Raw genomic sequence first — 17,980 nt, forward strand, 5'->3', positions numbered from 1 at the left:
ACCATGATCCCGTTCAAGCGAATTTCCCGCCCCGCCCTGCTTGCCCTGGCGTTGTGCGGCGGTGCCGCGCACGCCGCGCTGGTACCGCCCCAGGGTTACTACGAGGGGATCGAAAAGCTCAAGACCGGCGACGGCAACTTCCGCTGCGAGGCTGCCCCCAAGCCATACACCGGTGCCCTGCAGTTCCGCAGCAAGTACGAAGGCTCGGACAAGGCACGGGCAACGCTCAATGCCGACTCGGAAAAGGCCTTTCGCAAGTCCACCGAAGACATCACCACCCTTGAGAAAGGCGTGAGCAAGATGATCGGCCAGTACATGCGTGACGGCCGCCCGGCGCAGCTCGACTGCACCTTGGCCTGGCTGGGCGAATGGGCCCGCGCCGATGCGCTGATGTCCACCGACTACAACCACACCGGCAAGTCGATGCGCAAATGGGCGCTGGGCAGCATGAGCGGTTCGTGGCTGCGCCTGAAATTCTCCAATTCGCAGCCGCTGGCCGCGCACCAGGCCGAGGCCGAGCTGATCGAAAAATGGTTCGCCCGCCTGGCCGAGCAGACCGTGCGCGACTGGAGCGACCTGCCACTGGAGAAGATCAACAACCACAGCTACTGGGCAGCCTGGGCGGTAATGGCCAGCGCCGTGGCCACCGACCGTCGCGACCTGTTCGACTGGGCCGTGAAGGAATACCGGGTTGGCGCCAACCAGGTCGACGAGCAGGGCTTCCTGCCCAACGAACTGAAGCGCAAGCAACGCGCCCTGGCCTACCACAACTACGCCCTGCCGCCGCTGGCGATGATCGCCAGCTTCGCCCAGGTCAATGGCGTGGATGTGCGTGGCGAGAACAACAACGCCCTGCAGCGCCTGGCGCAGCGGGTGCTGAACGGGTCGAAGGACCCCAGCGAGTTCAAGGCCCGCAATGGCGAGAAACAGGACATGAAAGACCTGAAGATCGACAGCAAGTACTCGTGGATGGAGCCCTACTGCAGCCTGTATGCGTGCAGTGGCGACACCCTGCAACGCAAGCGCGGTATGCAGCCGTTCAACAGCTTCCGGCTGGGCGGTGACCTGACCCGGGTCTACGACCCGAGCGCAGAGAGCAAGAAGTAACACACCCCAATGTGGGGGTGGCACCTGTGGGAGCCGGCTTGCCGGCGATGGGCTGCGTAGCAGCCCCTGTGTACCGCTGGGCAAGGCTTCGCCTTGCATCGCCGGCAAGCCAGCTCCCACAGAGGTACTAGGTTGCCTTCCAGTCTTGCACTGGGGGGTTTGGGGGGCGCTTTGCCCCGGATGCTGTGAACAAAAAGGAGAACCGGGATGGTCTTCTCGTCCAACGTGTTCCTGTTCCTGTTCTTGCCGATCTTCCTCGGCCTGTACTACTTGAGCGGGCAACGTTATCGCAACCTGCTGCTGCTGGTCGCCAGCTACATCTTCTACGCCTGGTGGCGGGTGGACTTCCTGGCCCTGTTCGCCGGGGTCACCCTGTGGAACTACTGGATCGGCCTGAAAGTCGGCGCCGCCGGTGTGCGCACCAAGCCCGCGCAGCGCTGGCTGCTGCTCGGCGTCGGTGTCGACCTGGCGATTCTCGGCTACTTCAAGTACGCCAACTTCGGCGTCGACAGCCTCAACGCGATCATCTCCTCGTTCGGCCTGGAGCCGTTCATCCTCACCCACGTGCTGCTGCCGATCGGTATCTCGTTCTACATCTTCGAGTCGATCAGCTACATCATCGACGTGTACCGCGGCGACACCCCGGCCACCCGCAACCTGATCGACTTCGCGGCCTTCGTGGCGATCTTCCCGCACCTGATCGCCGGCCCCGTGCTGCGCTTCAAGGACCTGGTCGACCAGTTCAACAACCGCACCCACACCCTGGACAAGTTCTCCGAAGGCTGCACCCGCTTCATGCAGGGCTTCATCAAGAAAGTGTTCATCGCCGATACCTTGGCGGTAGTGGCCGACCACTGCTTCGCCCTGCAGAACCCGACCACCGGCGATGCCTGGCTCGGCGCCCTGGCCTACACCGCGCAGCTGTACTTCGACTTCAGCGGCTACAGCGACATGGCCATCGGCCTTGGCTTGATGATGGGCTTCCGCTTCATGGAGAACTTCAAGCAGCCGTACATCAGCCAGTCGATCACCGAGTTCTGGCGGCGCTGGCACATCAGCCTGTCGACCTGGCTGCGCGACTACCTGTACATCACCCTGGGCGGTAACCGCAAAGGCACCTTCAACACCTACCGCAACCTGTTCCTGACCATGCTGCTGGGTGGCCTGTGGCACGGCGCCAACTTCACCTACATCATCTGGGGCGCCTGGCACGGCATGTGGCTGGCCATCGAGCGCGCGCTGGGCATCGACACCAACCCGCAGCGTTTCAACCCGGTGAAGTGGGCATTCACCTTCCTGCTGGTGGTGGTCGGCTGGGTGATCTTCCGTGCCGAGAACCTGGAAGTGGCCGGTCGCATGTACGGCGCCATGTTCAGCTTCGGCGACTGGCAGCTGTCGGAACTCAACCGTGCCCAGCTCACCGGCCTGCAGGTAGCCACCCTGGTGGTCGCCTACATCACCCTGGCGTTCTTCGGCCTGCGCGACTTCTACCGCAACGCCAGGCCAACGCCCAAGGCCACCCCGGTGGAGGTCAACAGCGACGGTTCGATCGGCCTGGACTGGACCCGGGTGATGACCCGCGCCCTGGTGCTGCTGCTGTTCGTGGCCTCGATCCTCAAGCTTTCGGCGCAGAGCTACTCGCCGTTCCTTTACTTCCAGTTCTGAGGTTGATGACATGACCCGGACATTACGCATTACCTATTCGCTGTCGTTCCTCGGCCTGCTGGTGGGCATGGGCGTCTGGTCCACCGGTGGCCTGCAAAGCTTCCAGCGTACCGAGCAGATGACCCTGCTCAACGGCAAGCTGGCCAAGGCCGCCGAGACCCACTACGACGAGCAGTTCCCGATCAAGCGCCTGGGTACCAACCTATGGGCGGCGATGGACTTCAAGCTGTTCAACGAAGGCCGCCCCGGCGTGGTGCTGGGCCGCGACCAGTGGCTGTTCAGTGACGAAGAGTTCAAGCCCACCGCCGGTGCCGAGCAGCTGATGCAGGAAAACCTGGCGCTGATCCGTGGCGTGCGCGACACCCTGCAGCAGCACGGCAGCCAGCTGGTGCTGGCGATCGTGCCGGCCAAGGCGCGGGTGTATGCCGAGTACCTGGGCAAGGAACTGCCGACCAGCCTGCATGACGACCTGTACAACCAGTTCCATGCCCAGGCACGCCAGGCCAACGTGTTCGCCCCGGACCTGATGGCACCCATGGAGCAGGCCAAGGCCCGCGGCCAGGTGTTCCTGCGCACCGACACCCACTGGACGCCGATGGGCGCCGAAGTGGCGGCGCAGGCACTGGCCGAAGCGGTCAACCGCCAGAGCCTGCTCAACGGCGACCCGCAGGCGTTCATCACCGAAGCCGGCAGCACCGCGCCATACAAGGGCGACCTGACCAACTTCCTGCCACTGGACCCGCTGTTCAGCAACCTGCTGCCAGCCCCGGACAACCTGCAGCAACGCACCACTCGCCCGGTCGAGGCCGAAGGCGAAGCCGGTGACGCACTGTTCGCCGACACGCAGATCCCGGTTGCGCTGGTGGGCACCAGCTACAGCGCCAATCCGCACTGGAACTTCCTCGGTGCGCTGCAGCAGGCCCTGCGCAGCGACGTGGCCAACTACGCCGAAGACGGCCATGGCCCACTACTGCCGATGCTCAAGTACCTGCAAAGCGATGCCTTCAAGAACGCCGCACCCCAGGTGGTGGTGTGGGAATTCCCGGAACGTTATCTGCCAATGAAGAACGACCTCAGCAGCTTCGATCCACAGTGGATCGCCCAGCTGAAGAACACCCGTAAATCCGAAGAAAACCTGGCTTTGTCGTCCACCCGGACTAACCACTAATCAGAGGAACATACATATGACTACCAAGACTTCCATTGCCAAAGCCCTCACCCTCGCAGCCGGCCTGTCCCTGGCCTCCATGCAGGCCTTCGCCGGTGCCGACGCCGCGCTGTATGGCCCGAGCGCACCGAAAGGCTCGACCTTCGTGCGCCTGTACAACGCCTCCGGCGCACCGGCTGCAGCCTCGGTCGGCAACACCCAGATCAAGCAGGTTGGCGCCCAGGCCAGCAGCGACTTCAGCTTCCTGCCAGGGGGGGACTACACCGCCCAGGTCGGCGGCAAGAGCGTGCCGGTCAAGCTGGCTGCGGACAAGTACTACACCCTGGTCAACAGCGCCAGCGGCAACCCGCAGCTGATCGAAGAGCCGCCGTTCAAGAACAAGCAGAAAGCCCTGGTTCGCGTGCAGAACCTGAGTGACCAGCAACTGACCCTGAAGACCGCCGACGGCAAGACCGAAGTGGTCAAGCCGGTGGCCGCCAACGGCCGTGGCGAACGCGAAATCAACCCGGTCAAGGTCAACCTGGCGCTGTACCAAGGAGACAAGAAAGTGGGTGACGTCAAACCCGTCGCCCTGGAGCGCGGCGAAGCCGCAGTGCTGTACGTAACGGGTTCCGGCAACGCCTTGTCGCCGGTGTGGGTAACTCGCCCCGTGGCTAGCAACTGATTCCCCTGCCTCTCAACGACTATTGGAGAAACATGATGATCCCGGTAATTCTTTCTGGTGGTAGCGGTTCCCGTCTGTGGCCTCTGTCGCGCAAGCAGTTCCCCAAGCAGTTCCTGGCCCTGACCAGTGAACACACCCTGTTCCAGCAAACCCTCGAGCGCCTGGTGTTCGAAGGCATGGACACACCGATCGTGGTCTGCAACAAGGACCACAAGTTCATCGTCCAGGAGCAACTGGCCGCGCTGAAGCTGGAAACCCAAGGCATCCTGATGGAACCGTTCGGCCGCAACACCGCGCCGGCCGTAGCCATGGCTGCCATGAAACTGGTCAACGAAGGCCGCGACGAGCTGATGCTGGTGCTGCCCGCCGACCACGTGATCGAGGACCAGAAGGCCCTGCAACGCGCCCTGGCCCTGGCCACCGTGGCCGCCGAGCGTGGCGAGATGGTGCTGTTCGGCGTGCCGGCGACCAAGCCGGAAACCGGCTACGGCTACATCCGTTCCAGCCAGGACGCCCTGCTGCCTGAAGGCGTGGCGCGCGTGGCGCAGTTCGTCGAGAAGCCCGACGAAAAACGCGCCGCCGAGTTCGTCCAGGCCGGCGGTTACTTCTGGAACAGCGGCATGTTCCTGTTCCGTGCCAGCCGCTTCCTCGAAGAGCTGAAGAAGCACGACGGCGACATCTACGACACCTGCGTGCTGGCCTTGGAGCGCAGCCAGGAAGACGGTGATGTGCTGAGCATCGACGAAGCCACCTTCGCCTGCTGCCCGGACAACTCCATCGACTACGCGGTGATGGAAAAGACCCAGCGCGCCTGCGTGGTGCCGATGTCGGCCGGCTGGAGCGACGTGGGCTGCTGGTCGTCGCTGTGGGAAGTGCACGAGAAGGACGACAACGGCAACGTCACCAAGGGCGACGTGGTGGTGCAGGACAGCCACAACTGCATGATCCACGGCAACGGCAAGCTGGTGTCGGTGATCGGCCTGGAGAACATCGTGGTGGTCGAGACCAAGGACGCCATGATGATTGCCCACAAGGACAAGGTCCAGGGCGTCAAGCAGATGGTCAAGACCCTCGACGAGCAGGGCCGCAGCGAAACCCAGAACCACCTGGAAGTGTATCGCCCGTGGGGCTCGTACGACTCGGTGGACATGGGCGGCCGCTTCCAGGTCAAGCACATCACCGTCAAGCCGGGCGCCAGCCTGTCGCTGCAGATGCACCACCACCGTGCCGAGCACTGGATCGTGGTGTCCGGCACCGCCGAGGTAACCTGTGACGAGAACGTGTTCCTGCTGACCGAGAACCAGTCCACCTACATCCCGATCGCCTCGGTGCACCGCCTGCGCAACCCAGGCAAGATCCCGCTGGAGATCATCGAAGTACAGTCCGGCAGCTACCTGGGCGAGGATGACATCGAGCGCTTCGAGGATGTATACGGGCGTACCTCTACACCCATCGAGCGTGGTGTCTCGGTGAAGACCATCGCGCAGTAAAAGTGGCATCCCAGCCATTGCACCAGGCAATGGCTGGGAACCACCCAGGCCAGGGCTGCCCGAGCCCTGCTCAGCTGTGATCTATTCGATCCGGTGACGCAAGAGATAACGGCCACCCAATACTTCCACAATCTTGGAGCCTTCATATTCCCTTATGGTCAACGATACGGGATCCATGTATTTCACGGGCATGTTCAACCAACCGCCCTGGCCGAAAGACAGGTCTCGTTTACCAGCGGCATCGTATCGAATGATCCCACCCGTCGCTTCAACACCCCATATACCGATGAGAATGCCGTCGCCGTCTTGGACCAGGTGAAAAACCTTGGCCGCTCCAACTTCCAAAAATACTGGCTTACCATCGTTATAACTTTCATCTATTCTGCCATCCCGATGCAGACGATAGATGAACTTTGGAAACAGCTCATGTCCTCCACTGCCAGCCACATACAGATAATCGTCGACCTGTAACATCGGCTCCATTACCAGATTGGTGAGCTCATGATCTGGGAGCTTCATGAAATGGACTTCACCATCGCCACCGAAATCGCGCAACAATTTACCTTCGCTATCGATGGCTCCCACCCATCCACGGCCATAGCCTCCAAGGTTGAAAACACCACTCATCAAGAAACCTTCATGCTTACCGGCACTCATGTAAGGCATGATATTCATTGTCTGATATTCGTAACTTGACTTGGGAAAACTTCTCAGCACCCCATTCTCGTTGAACGCTGGGTCCAATTCACCTGTCAACTCAAATTGAGCCATCCCACGAGATACAAGTTGTCGATGCTTACCGTCCGGTAACTGCGGGGATTGATTGACACTCGAGCCGACAATTTCGGTCTGGACCGCCTGAGGTATCGGCACAATTTTTACACCGTTATCCCCGAAGCCCGGATCCAACGCCCCGGTATCGGCGTCAAGTTTGCAGAGCAGAAAATTACTATAATTACCAGCTTCACCCGCCAGGCAGGACAGCATGACCACATTTTCTTGCAGACTGAAAGAAAATTTAGTACCAAAACGATCAGGGTTTGGGAATTTCACTATCCCTTGCTCGCCGAAGGATATATCCAGACTTCCTCGATCATCATACCGCAGCACACTAACTTCCCACTGCGATGATGCCGCCACATAATATTTTCCATCTGACAACCTTGCCGCCCCGTACCCAACAGCTCCCTCAGGAATAGCGAATTCAATCTCAGTCCAGTTTTCGCGAATATTTTCCATTTCTTCCACTCCGATTATAGATACATACAGATTGAAACTAATCAATAATCGAGAAGTTGTAACCTATCAAAAATACCAGGTAACACCTGAATCGATATCCCTACCCAGGGTCATAACCCATCAAACTCTCCTGCTGGCTGATTGATCTAGACGAATCAGGTTTTTGAAGCTTTGTTATTTTGGGCTACGATGGTCTGACCCCGCGCAACCAAGGTCTGCCCGCTTTCATGATCATCGGTGCCTTCCTCATCCTCACCTGGCTGGTGCTGCTGTTGCGCTACCCGGCCAAGGCCCTGCCGATCTCGCTGGCTGCCGTTTGTGGCCTGGGCCTGGTGGCCCTGTTCGTCGTCTGGCAGGACACCCGCGAAACCTCGCAACTGGCCCGCCTGGACCTGCGCCTGACCTACGCCCCCGAACACTGCCCCGCCGACCGCGCCCTGCAGGTGCGCATGAAGAACGGCAACGACGTGCCGCTGACCGAGCTGCGCTGGCGAGTGGCTGCTTACGCGCCGGGCGATACCGTGAACCTGGCGGAGAACACCTACAACGCCCCGCGCTACCGTGGGCCGGGTGAGCTGCAGCCAGGGGCCGAGTGGAAAGACTGCCTGCCACTGCCGCCACTGCGCTCCGGGTACAGGCCGCAGACCCTGGAGTTTCGGGCAGAGCATCTGCAAGGTACGTTTGCCAACTAATGTATCGCCTGTGCCGGCCTCTTCGCGGGTAAACCCGCTCCCACAGGGACTACACAGGTCTCAAATTCTGTGGGGTACCTGTGGGAGCGGGTTTACCCGCGAAGAGGCCAGCACAGGAAAAACCAATCCTCCCTGACAACAGGCCCCAACCATGCCCACCGTCCTGATCACCGGTTGTTCCAGCGGCATCGGCCGCGCCCTGGCCGACGCCTTCCGCGATGCCGGCCACCACGTCTGGGCTACCGCCCGCAAACCTGAGGATGTCGAGCAACTGAACGCCGCCGGCTTCACCGCCCGGCAACTTGATGTGAACGACAGCGAGGCACTGGGCCGCCTGGCCGAGGAACTGGAAAACCTCGATATCCTGATCAACAACGCCGGCTACGGCGCCATGGGCCCGCTGCTCGATGGCGGTGTGGATGCCCTGCGCCAACAGTTCGAAACCAATGTCTTCGCCGTGGTCGGCGTTACCCGCGCATTGTTCCCACAGCTACGCCGCTCACGGGGCCTGGTGGTGAACATCGGCAGCGTATCAGGCGTGCTGGTCACGCCGTTCGCCGGCGCTTACTGCGCCTCGAAAGCAGCCGTGCATGCCCTGAGCGATGCCTTGCGCCTGGAACTGGCGCCGTTTGGTGTGCAGGTAATGGAAGTGCAGCCAGGAGCGATTGCCTCGCAGTTCGCCAGCAATGCCCAGCGCCAGGCCGAGCAGGTGCTGGCGACGGATTCGGCGTGGTGGCCGTTGCGCGAGCATGTGCAGGCACGGGCGCGGGCTTCGCAGGACAAGCCGACCTCGGCGGCGGTGTTTGCCCAGGGCGTGTTGGCTGCGGTCGGGAAGTCGCCGGTGCCAGCGGTGGTGCGGTTGGGGAACGGCAGTACGGCGTTGCCGTTGATGGCCCGGTTACTGCCGCGGCGGGTGCTGGATTGGGCGTTGCGCAAGCGGTTTGGCCTGCTGCGCCCGCTCTGATTGTTTGGTTGCCTGTGCTGGCCTCTTCGCGGGTGAACCCGCTCCCACAGGTACCCCACAGAATTTGAGTCCTGTGCCATCCCTGTGGGAGCGGGTTTACCCGCGAAGAGGCCGGCACAGGCAATACAGATCAGGCAATGGAACGCAGCACCCCGCCATCCACCCGCAAGGCAGCCCCGGTAGTGGCACTGGCCTGCATCGATGCCAGGTACACCACCATGTTCGCCACCTCCTCCACCGTCGCCAGCCGCTTGATCAGCGAGGTCGGCCGGTGCTCAGCCAGGAAGTTGGCTTCCAGCTCTTCAGTCGATACCCCCTGCTCCTCGGCCAGCTTGGCAAAGAAGTCGCCCACACCTTCCGAACGCGTAGGCCCAGGCAACACCGAATTCACCGTCACCCCGGTGCCGGCCAGGGTCTCGGCCAGCCCGCGCGACACCGCCAGCAACGCAGTCTTGGTCATGCCGTAATGAATCATCTCGGTCGGGATCTGCAGCGCCGACTCACTGGACAGGAACACCACCCGCCCCCATTTGCGCTCGGCCATGCCTTGGGCATAGTGGCGCGACAGGCGAACGGCGCTGAGCACATTGACGTCGAAGAAACGCTGCCAGTCATCATCCTCGATCTCGAAGAACGGCTTGGGCTCGAAGATGCCCAGGTTGTTGACCAGGATGTCGGTGTGCGGCACCTGGTTGAACAACTTCTGCGCACCGGCCTGGGTGCCCAGGTCGGCAGCGATGCCGATGATGCGCGCCTGCGGCAGGCGTTCGCGCACAACTTTGAGGGCTTCATCGACCCGGGCCTGGGTGCGACCGTTGAGGACCACTTCGGCCCCCGCCTCGGCCAGGCCGATGGCGATGGCCAGGCCGATGCCCGCGGTGGAGCCGCTGACGATGGCGCGCTTGCCGTTCAGGGAAATGTGCATCTGTGCCTCCTCATCTGTCTGGGAAATCGCTGGGGCTGCTCCGCAGCCCTTCGCGGGCACGCCCGCTCCTACAGGTTTAACTGTGGGAGCGGGCATGCCCGCGAAGGGCCGCTGGGCGGCCCCCTATGCCTTCTTCACAGGCTGCTCATCAAACGCCTGCCAGCCACCACCCAGGGCCTTGTACAGCCCCACCAACGCCTGCGACACCGCCGCCGAACTGTCGATCCACTGCTCCTCGCTGGCTAGCAAGGCCCCCTGCACCGTCAGCACATTGAGAAAGTCCACCGCCCCTTCCACATACTGGCGCTGGGCAGTTTCCAGGGCGATGCGGTTCTGCCGCACCGCCTCGGCCAGGTGGTCGCGGCGTAGCTGGCTGGCGTTGTACAGGCGTAGCACATCGTCGATTTCATGCCAGGCACCCAGCACCACCTTGCGGTAGTTCAGCGCCGCTTCCTGCTGCTGCGCCTCGCGCAGTTCCAGGGTGCCCTTGAGCCGGCCACCCTCGAAGATCGGCAGCGACAGCTGTGGCCCGAAGGCGAACCGGCGTGAATCCCAGGCGCCGAAATCGGACAGCTGCATGGCCTGGAACCCGACACTGCCCGACAGCCGGATGCTGGGGTAGAAGTCGGCCTTGGCCTCGCCAATGCTGGCAGTGGCGGCATGCAGGCGGGCCTCGGCCTGGCGAATGTCCGGGCGGCGCTCGGCCAGTTCGGACGGCAGGCCAATGGCGAACTTCTGCTGCGGCGCAGGCAGTTCGCCGCCCTGCAGCAACTCGGCCTGCAGGCTGCGCGGCGGTTCGGCGGCGAGCAGGCTGAGGGCGTTGATCAGGTCATCGCGCCGCGCTTCCAGGCTTGGCAGGCGCGACTCGATCGAGGCGACCTGGGCACTGGCCTGAGCCACGTCCAGGCGCGTGGCGACACCTTCGGCCTGGCGGTTCTCGGACAACTTCAGACTGTGTTGGGCGACCTTGAGGTTGTCGCGGGTCACATCGATGGTGTGCTGCACGGCGCGCAGCTGGATGTAGTTGCCGGCGGTTTCCGAAAGCAATGCCAGCAGCACGCCGCGGCGGTCGTTCTCGGCCACTTCGATCGTGGCATCGGCAGCCTCGACCTGGCGCCGCACACGGCCCCACAGGTCCAGCTCCCAACCGGCCACCAGGTCGCCCTGCCAGAGGTTGAAGGCTTCCTTGCCCGCCTTGCCGGACGGGTCACTCAGGCCTTCGGCACTGTTGCGCGAGCGGCTGTAGCCAGCGTTCACATCCACCGACGGTACTTGGTCGGCAGCCACGGTGCTGCGCAGGGCGCGGCTTTGCAGCAGGCGGGCACTGGCCATCTGCAAGTCGAGGTTGCGCTCGGCAACGCGCTGGATCAAGGCACTCAGGCGGGCATCGTGGAAGCTCTCCCACCAGCGCAGTTCCAGCGGTTCGGCCTGCGGCTGGCTGGCCGCCGCTTCACCTTGCAGCGGCGCCCACTGTTGCGGTGCCTGGCTGTCAGGGCGCTGGAAGTCCGGCCCCAGGGTGCAGCCAGCCATCAATACGGCCAGCAGCAACGGGCTCAAGCGTAATGCCGGTTTCATCGTGCGCTTACCTCTTTGCCGTCCAGCTTGTCGCCACGGGTGTCGATGGTCGCTTCCACCGACATGCCCACGCGCAGGCGGGCAAGCAGCGGCTGGCCGTCATCGAAAACGATCTTCACCGGGATGCGCTGCACCACCTTGGTGAAGTTGCCGGTAGCGTTGTCCGGCTTGACCGCGGCGAAGGTCACGCCGGTGGCCGGGGCGATGCTTTCCACATGGCCTTGCAGCTTCTCACCGGCAAAGGTGTCGACGCTGATGCTCACGGCCTGGCCAGGCTGTACGTGGGTCAGCTGGGTTTCCTGGAAGTTGCCGACCACGTAGGCCTGCTGCAACGGCACCACCGACAGCAGGCGGGCGCCCGGGTTGACGTAGGCACCGACACGCAAGGCGCGCTCGCCGACCATGCCGTCCACCGGCGCGGTGATGCGGGTGTAGGACAGATCGAGCTGGGCCTTTTCCAGCCCTGCCTCGGCCCGCTTCAGTTGGCCGTCAGCACTGGCTACCTGGGCGGTAAGGATATCCACCTGCTTGCGCGCCGCTACCAGCGCCGCCTGGGCATTGGCCAGGCGTGCGCGGGCCTGGTCGACACCGCTGCGCGCCTGCTGGGCGTTCTGCACGGTGCCGGCGCCCTGCTCGGCCAGGCGGCTGTAGCGGTTGACCTCATGGTCGGCGAACGCAGCTTCGGCCTGGGCCGCTTTCACTGCGGCCTCAGCCTGGGCAATCAGCGACGCCTGGCGCTCGAGGGTGGCACGGGCATCGGCGCTTTGCGCCTGGGCCACCAGCAACTGCGCCTGCGCGGCATCCAGCGCGGCCTGGTAGTCACGGGCATCGATGGTCGCCAGCAACTGGCCGGCCTTGACCTGCTGGTTGTCCTCCACCAGCACCTCCTTGATGAAGCCGGCGATCTTGGGCGCGACCACGGTGTAGTCGGCGATCACATAGGCGTCATTGGTGCTCTGCCGGTGGTCACTGCCGAACATCCAGGGGCCAGCGATGCCGGCCAGGACGGCCACGGCAAGCACCGAGCCGATGAACAGGGTTTTGCGGTTGTTGGTCATTTCAGTGTTCTCGAATTCATCCAGGGTTCAGGCCACCGCGCGCGGCGGATAGACCCGGGTAGGCACGAAAGGAATCAGGCAGATCAGGGCCACGGCAATGCAGGCCATGACCAGGTAGAGGTCGGCCGAGGTCAGCACCAGCGCCTGGTCGTGGATGCGCCTGGCCAGGCCGGCTGCGTTACCGTCGACCAGCGGGGCGTTGCCCAGGCTGTCCACCAGGTGGTTGGAATGGAAGTGCCGGCGCAGGGTGCCAAGGGCGTCCAGCAGGCCACCGGCGATCACCGCGGCCAGGCCCTTGACGGTGTTGAACCAGCTGGAGGCGAACGGGCCTTCCTGCGGGGTCATGCCGTTGGTGGACAGCATCAGCAGCGGCAGCACTGCCATTGGCTGGCCGAACACCTGCAGCAGGTAGAACGGGTAGAAGTCGCCACGGATCCACTCGCTGGTCAGCAGGCTGCTGCCGACACAGGACGCCGCCAGCATCGCCAGGCCGATGCCCAGCACCCAACGGCAGTCCACCGCGCGGATGTTGCACAGCGCCGCCGTCAGCGGCAGGGCGATCAACTGCGGCATGGCCACCAGCATCATCAGCGGGCTGGTCTGCGCCGGGCGGTATCCCTGAATCTGCGCCAGGTAGGCCGACGGAATGCTGCCAACGCCCGAGAGCACGATCAGCACACCGGCCAGGGTCACCAGGGCGAAACTCAGGTTGCGCCGTGACAGCATGCGCAACTGGAAGAACGGCAGCGGCTCGGACCATTCGTTGTACATGAACAGCACCAGCAACAGCAGGCCACCGCCGAGCAGCCAGCAGATCAGCGGCGAATCGAACCAGCCCCAGCGGTCACCCAGCGACAGGCCCAGCACGATGCAGCTGATGGCGGGCAAGCCGAGCAGCACGCCGCGCCAGTCGAACTGCTTGAAGCGCTCCAGGCGCAGCGGGTCCTGCGGCAGGCCCCAACCGACGCAGAACATGGCCAGCGCCGAGGGCAGGATGATCTGCCAGAACGCCCACTGCCAACCGACGTATTCGGTCCACAGCCCTGCCAGCGGCGTGCCGAGGTTGGGGCCGAAGGTGGCGGTTAGGGCATAGCAGGCCAGGCCATAGACCTTGATGCCCGGTGGCAGGAAGCGCAGGGCCACGCTCATCAACATCGGCGGCAAGGCGCCAGAGGCGAAGCCCTGGAGCACACGCAGCAGCATCAGGCTGTGCAGGTTGGGGGCGAACGGTTGCAGCAGGCCGAGCACGGCGAACAGGCCGATGGCGCTCATGGTGAAGCGGCGCAGCGAGAACGTGGTGGCCAGCCATGGCGCGAAGGCCATGGCCGAAACCGAGGCGGCGCTGTAGACCGCCAGCAGCCAGGCGCCTTCGTCGGCACCGATGCCCATGGCCCCACGGATATCGGCCAGGGAGATCTTGGTCACCGACTCGTTGAGGCCCGCGCACAACACGGCCAGCAGCACACCGAACAGCCCGACCACTACCTGCAGGCCGAACGCAGTCTGCGCAGGCGCGGCCGGCGCGGGGGCGGCGGCAATCGCGGCAGACGGGGCGGACAGGGAACTCATGGGCAGACATCTCCAGCAACAAATTTGCGACTGGAGCAAGTCTAAGAAGGTCGAATGCTGACGAAAACTGACTTATCGGTAGGTTTATGTTGCGTCAGGCGCAATCCACTTCAAAACCCAGTCGCCTGCTTCGCGGGTGAACCCGCTCCCACAGGGAAATCACAAACCTTGAGAGGTGTGTTGTACCTGTGGGAGCGGGTTCACCCGCGAAAAGGCCGGCCCAGGCAGAACATCACTTAAGGGTCGACACTGCAGCAAGCCTTCAGGGTCTGCCGCAGCCACCGATGTGCCGGGTCATTGTGAAACCGGGGGTGCCATGCCTGCAGCACGGTCACTCGCTCCAGTGGCACCGGGATCTCGAACGAGCGCAGCGGCAGCCCGAGCTTGTGCACGCTGTTGAGGATGTTGGCCGGCATCGGCAGGATCAGGTCGGAATCCGGCAGCGAGAACAGCGCCGAGTGAAAACTCGGGGTAATCAGCGCCACCCGCCGCTGCACCTTGAAGTTGGCAAGTTCCACATCGATCGGCCCATTGGCACGGCCACGGCGGGACACGCTGATCTGTGGATAACTGGCAAAACTGTGCGCCGTGATCGGCTGCTCGAAAATCGGGTGGTCGCGCCGCGCCAGGCCCACGTAGTAGGTCTGGAACAGGCTCTGCACCTTGATCTCCGGCCCCAGGTCCACGGTCGAGCTGATGATCAGGTCGGTACGCCCGTCGCGCAGCACGCTGTCATCATCGCCGCCGGGGCTTTCCGGCACGAAGCGCAGCACCGTGCGCGGTGCCTGCTCGTGCATGCGCCGCAGCAGCTGGGCACCGTAGAGGGCGATGAACAGGTCGTTGGTGCGGATGTTGAAGGCCCGGTCAAGCTTGGGCAGGTCGACCTCGTCGCCACTGCGGAACACCTCGCCGGCCTGCTCCACCAACGCCGCCACCTGCTCGCGCAGGGCCAGCGCCCGCGGCGTTGGCACCAGGCCGCGACCGGCGCGCACCAGGATCGGGTCACCCAACGCATCGCGGATACGCCCCAGGGTCCGGCTCATCGCCGCCGGGCTGAGGTTCATGCGCTGCGCCGCGCCGACCACGCTGCCCTCGTCGAGCAGGGCATCGAGGGCGACGAGCAGGTTCATGTCCGGGAGTTGCATGGCCGTTTTCCGTTACAGCTGTGGGGGATGGCGATGGTAGCAGGTTGCTGGATTGCACCAGACGCAATGCGCTCGTGCGTGGTGGGGCATTTATCCTGAGGGTGGATTGAGCCAAGAATGAGGGATGGCAGGTTCGGCCTCTTCGCGGGTGAACCCGCTCCCACAGTGACTGCACAGGCTCTGAATACTGTGGCGCACCTGTGGGAGCGGGTTTACCCGCGAAGAGGCCAGAACAGACAACCCTTTAGCCAGCCTGAAACAAGGATTCCGCATGCCCAGCCCCGTCCTGATCGCCATCGACGCCTCCCCTGCATCCACTGCCCTGCTCACCCTCGCCCGCTGCTACTGCCGCCCCGACGAGCACGAACTGCATGTGCTGCTGGCCATCGACTCTACCTTCGCCGTCCACGACCAACCCGCGCCTTACACCGCAGAAGAACTGGAAGAATACCCCGCCGCCTGCGAAGAGCAGCACCAGGCCGACCAGGCCGTGGCCGAGGCGGTGCGCGAGTTGCAGCAAGCCGGCTTCGCCAGCCGGGGCTGCATGGTGGCCGGGCAGCCGGTCGAGGCGATCGTGGCCAAGGCGCAGGAACTGAATTGTGAACTGATCATCATGGGCCACCGCCACCTTTCGCGGCTGGGGCGGATGCTGGACCCGTCGATCAGCGCGAAGGTGATTGATCGGGTGAAGGTACCAGTATTGGTGGGGGCTGCTGGTTAGCAGTCACAGGCGGTGCAACAAACCCAGTTTGACCATGCGTCGGGAAAACCATCATAGCGGGTAAGCCAAGGCTTCAACTCCGGGCTTACCCAACCAATAACTTCCAGGCAGAGCAGATGCCGTTGCCGAATATCGGGTTCCAACCAGAGCAAGGCATCGTGGTGAGCTGCTCGATTGCGTAGATCCCGAAGCAGGTTCAATACCTTTGAGATTTCATTTCTTTGGCGCCTTTTCTTCGGGCACCGGGGGAAGGCAAGGCGTAACTCCTTCCAGAACGCCTGCTCGTGCCTGGTGTTCAGCAGGGAGACCCAAAAACCAAAGCTAAGATCAGAAATGATTTTGTCCGGTGTTGCGGCATGGCGCTTCACCTTGATCGATGCCTTGGCCTTCTCGATTTCTGACCTGTCGACAGCGGTGAGTGACTCCGCCGCCTCCCACCAATCGGCTCGCCCGTACTTGAGCCGCAAAGCCTGATGCATGGCGTTGCGCAGGCTGACTTCCAGTACGTGCAGTCACGGGTAGATTGCTTGCCCAAGCAGCATGTTATGGGCATACGCAGTAGCGGCGGCGGTTTTACGAGGGTTGATGGCGTATCGAGCAAGGCGAGGCTTGGAAAAAGCCTGCTCAAGAAATTGGCTCCAGTCCTGGTTTGTCAAACTCGTCCTTCCTGTATTAGCATTCGCGATGCAGCCCTATGTCGCCCTCTCCCAGAAGACCTGATGGTCATGCTGGTGATGACGCTAGGTACGTATCAATGGCCCCGCATTGCGGGGCCATTCCTTTTCCGACTCGCTGCCAGAACAAGCTGCAGGCGACTCGAAAACGGCATTGTGCAGCGCGAGCTACAGGCGACTCATGACATCCGCTTCCTACCCTCGTGTAGTCCTTTTCCTGAAGACGCCAAAAAGTCCAACCTAAGCTGTGATCACCCCTCGCTCGGCTTCACCACCACCGTACAAGTCGTCCCCGCCGCCAGCAAAAACCCGTCCGGCACCTCATCGATATGAATGCGCACTGGCACCCGCTGCGCCAGCCGCACCCAGTTGAAAGTCGGGTTCACATCGGCGATCAACTCGCGGCTCTGTGGGTTGTCGCGGTCGTAGATGCCGCGGGCGATGCTCTCCACGTGGCCCTTGATGCGCTCGCCGCTCATCATCTGCAGCTCGGCCTGGTCACCCACCTTCACATGCGGCAGCTTGGTCTCCTCGAAGAACCCGTATACCCAGAACGAGTTCTCGTCGACCACCGCCATCACCGCTTCACCGGTACGCGCATAGTCACCCTTGTGGATATTCAGGTTGGTCACGTAGCCGTCCACCGTGGCCACGATATGCGTGCGCTTGAGGTTCAGTTCGGCGGCGGCCAGTTCGGCAAGGGCCTGCTGGTAGTCCGCCTGGGCGGAGTTGGCGATGTTGCTGGCGTCGTCGCGGTTTTCCTTGGAGATCACCAGGTTGTCCATGTCGGCACGGCGCTTGGCGTTGACCTTGCGCATCTCCCAGGTGGCCTTGCGCGAAGCGACCAGCGCCTTGGCCTGGTCGACCGCCAGTTGGTAGTGCTCGGGGTCGATCTGGATCAGCAGGTCGCCCTTCTTCACCCGCTGGTTGTCCTTGACCGGTACGTCCACCACATAGCCAGGCACGTCGGCAGCGACGTTGATGATGTCGGCACGCACACGGCCGTCGCGGGTCCATGGCGTGGTCATGTAGTGCAGCCACAACTGGCGACCGATCACCACGGCAGCGGCAAGCACCAACAGGGTGGCGATCAGGCTGAAGAACTTTTTCATCGAAGGATTCTCACCAGTAGAGCGACAGCGCCAAAGCGCCGAACAGGCAGACGAACAGGCTCAGGCGCAGCAGCGCCGGGTGCCAGAAGAAGCGGTAGCCATCATGGCTGGCAATGAACCGGTCCAGGCCCCAGGCCAGGCCCAGGGCGAACAGGAACATCAAGGTCATGGTGGGCATGTACACGCCATGGAAGGCGATTTCACGGGGCATG

At 63.0% G+C, this 17,980-nt stretch carries 17 protein-coding genes; 8 read left to right on the forward strand and 9 right to left on the reverse strand.

All coding sequences use genetic code 11. The annotated features are described in order from the left end of the window. The first annotated feature begins 3 nt into the window (after positions 1-3). The 5 genes from ABX298_RS06000 (at position 4) to ABX298_RS06020 (ending at position 6,094) form a co-directional block, all read left to right on the forward strand. Entirely contained in the window at positions 4-1,107 is a 1,104-nt protein-coding gene (locus ABX298_RS06000) for a mannuronate-specific alginate lyase (protein WP_075046288.1), read from the forward strand. Positions 1,108-1,314: 207 nt separating this feature from the next. Next, entirely contained in the window at positions 1,315-2,772 is a 1,458-nt protein-coding gene (locus ABX298_RS06005) for an MBOAT family protein (protein WP_013974157.1), read from the forward strand. Between the two features lie 10 nt (positions 2,773-2,782). Next, positions 2,783-3,940: an alginate O-acetyltransferase gene (locus ABX298_RS06010; RefSeq protein ID WP_025340586.1), complete on the forward strand. Its 1,158-nt coding sequence runs from the start codon at positions 2,783-2,785 to the stop codon at positions 3,938-3,940. 16 nt (positions 3,941-3,956) lie between these two features. Next, positions 3,957-4,604: an alginate O-acetyltransferase AlgF gene (locus tag ABX298_RS06015; RefSeq protein WP_075046290.1), complete on the forward strand. Its 648-nt coding sequence runs from the start codon at positions 3,957-3,959 to the stop codon at positions 4,602-4,604. 35 nt (positions 4,605-4,639) lie between these two features. Beyond that, positions 4,640-6,094: a mannose-1-phosphate guanylyltransferase/mannose-6-phosphate isomerase gene (locus ABX298_RS06020; protein WP_025340588.1), complete on the forward strand. Its 1,455-nt coding sequence runs from the start codon at positions 4,640-4,642 to the stop codon at positions 6,092-6,094. An 81-nt stretch (positions 6,095-6,175) separates the two neighbouring features. Here ABX298_RS06020 and ABX298_RS06025 read toward each other — a convergent pair whose 3' ends face one another. After that, positions 6,176-7,333: a hypothetical protein gene (locus ABX298_RS06025; protein WP_157896973.1), complete on the reverse strand. Its 1,158-nt coding sequence runs from the start codon at positions 7,331-7,333 to the stop codon at positions 6,176-6,178. Positions 7,334-7,560: 227 nt separating this feature from the next. Between ABX298_RS06025 and ABX298_RS06030 the strand changes: the two genes are divergently transcribed. Further along, a complete protein-coding gene (locus tag ABX298_RS06030; protein WP_015271749.1) occupies positions 7,561-8,025 on the forward strand; it encodes a hypothetical protein in 465 nt (154 codons plus the stop codon). Between the two features lie 151 nt (positions 8,026-8,176). Next, positions 8,177-8,989, forward strand: coding sequence for an SDR family oxidoreductase (locus ABX298_RS06035; RefSeq protein WP_286918969.1), 813 nt, complete (start codon positions 8,177-8,179; stop codon positions 8,987-8,989). Between the two features lie 130 nt (positions 8,990-9,119). Here ABX298_RS06035 and ABX298_RS06040 read toward each other — a convergent pair whose 3' ends face one another. The 5 genes from ABX298_RS06040 to ABX298_RS06060 form a co-directional block, all read right to left on the reverse strand. Next, complete coding sequence (locus ABX298_RS06040) at positions 9,120-9,914, reverse strand: SDR family NAD(P)-dependent oxidoreductase (protein WP_075046294.1); 795 nt, start codon at positions 9,912-9,914, stop codon at positions 9,120-9,122. Between the two features lie 123 nt (positions 9,915-10,037). Continuing rightward, entirely contained in the window at positions 10,038-11,489 is a 1,452-nt protein-coding gene (locus tag ABX298_RS06045) for an efflux transporter outer membrane subunit (RefSeq protein ID WP_367394178.1), read from the reverse strand. After that, positions 11,486-12,547 (reverse strand): HlyD family secretion protein, encoded by a 1,062-nt coding sequence (locus ABX298_RS06050; protein WP_075046296.1) that lies wholly within the window; start codon positions 12,545-12,547, stop codon positions 11,486-11,488. Before ABX298_RS06050 ends, ABX298_RS06045 begins: the two co-directional genes overlap by 4 nt. 27 nt (positions 12,548-12,574) lie before the next feature. Then, positions 12,575-14,116, reverse strand: a complete 1,542-nt coding sequence (locus ABX298_RS06055) for an MFS transporter (RefSeq protein ID WP_025340593.1) — start codon at positions 14,114-14,116, stop codon at positions 12,575-12,577. Between the two features lie 236 nt (positions 14,117-14,352). Beyond that, on the reverse strand, positions 14,353-15,261 hold the full coding sequence (locus tag ABX298_RS06060; protein WP_015271755.1) for a LysR family transcriptional regulator: 909 nt from the start codon (positions 15,259-15,261) through the stop codon (positions 14,353-14,355). Between the two features lie 271 nt (positions 15,262-15,532). Between ABX298_RS06060 and ABX298_RS06065 the strand changes: the two genes are divergently transcribed. Next, positions 15,533-15,982 (forward strand): universal stress protein, encoded by a 450-nt coding sequence (locus ABX298_RS06065; protein ID WP_367394179.1) that lies wholly within the window; start codon positions 15,533-15,535, stop codon positions 15,980-15,982. Here ABX298_RS06065 and ABX298_RS06070 read toward each other — a convergent pair. The 3 genes from ABX298_RS06070 to ABX298_RS06080 all read right to left on the reverse strand — a co-directional run bounded on the left by ABX298_RS06070 (position 15,979) and on the right by ABX298_RS06080 (position 17,979). Then, positions 15,979-16,461, reverse strand: a complete 483-nt coding sequence (locus ABX298_RS06070; RefSeq protein ID WP_237140956.1) for a hypothetical protein — start codon at positions 16,459-16,461, stop codon at positions 15,979-15,981. The two genes, ABX298_RS06065 and ABX298_RS06070, sit on opposite strands and share 4 nt — an antisense overlap. A gap of 446 nt (positions 16,462-16,907) precedes the next feature. Further along, entirely contained in the window at positions 16,908-17,768 is an 861-nt protein-coding gene (locus ABX298_RS06075) for an HlyD family secretion protein (RefSeq protein WP_025340596.1), read from the reverse strand. A 10-nt stretch (positions 17,769-17,778) separates the two neighbouring features. Further along, the gene (locus tag ABX298_RS06080) at positions 17,779-17,979 is read right to left on the reverse strand and encodes a DUF1656 domain-containing protein (protein WP_008097766.1); all 201 of its coding nucleotides are present in this window, start codon (positions 17,977-17,979) and stop codon (positions 17,779-17,781) included. Position 17,980: the final 1 nt, after the last annotated feature.

The sequence above is a fragment of the Pseudomonas sp. X4 genome (assembly GCF_040784925.1).
In the GTDB taxonomy this organism is placed as follows: Bacteria; Pseudomonadota; Gammaproteobacteria; order Pseudomonadales; family Pseudomonadaceae; genus Aquipseudomonas; species Aquipseudomonas putida_Z.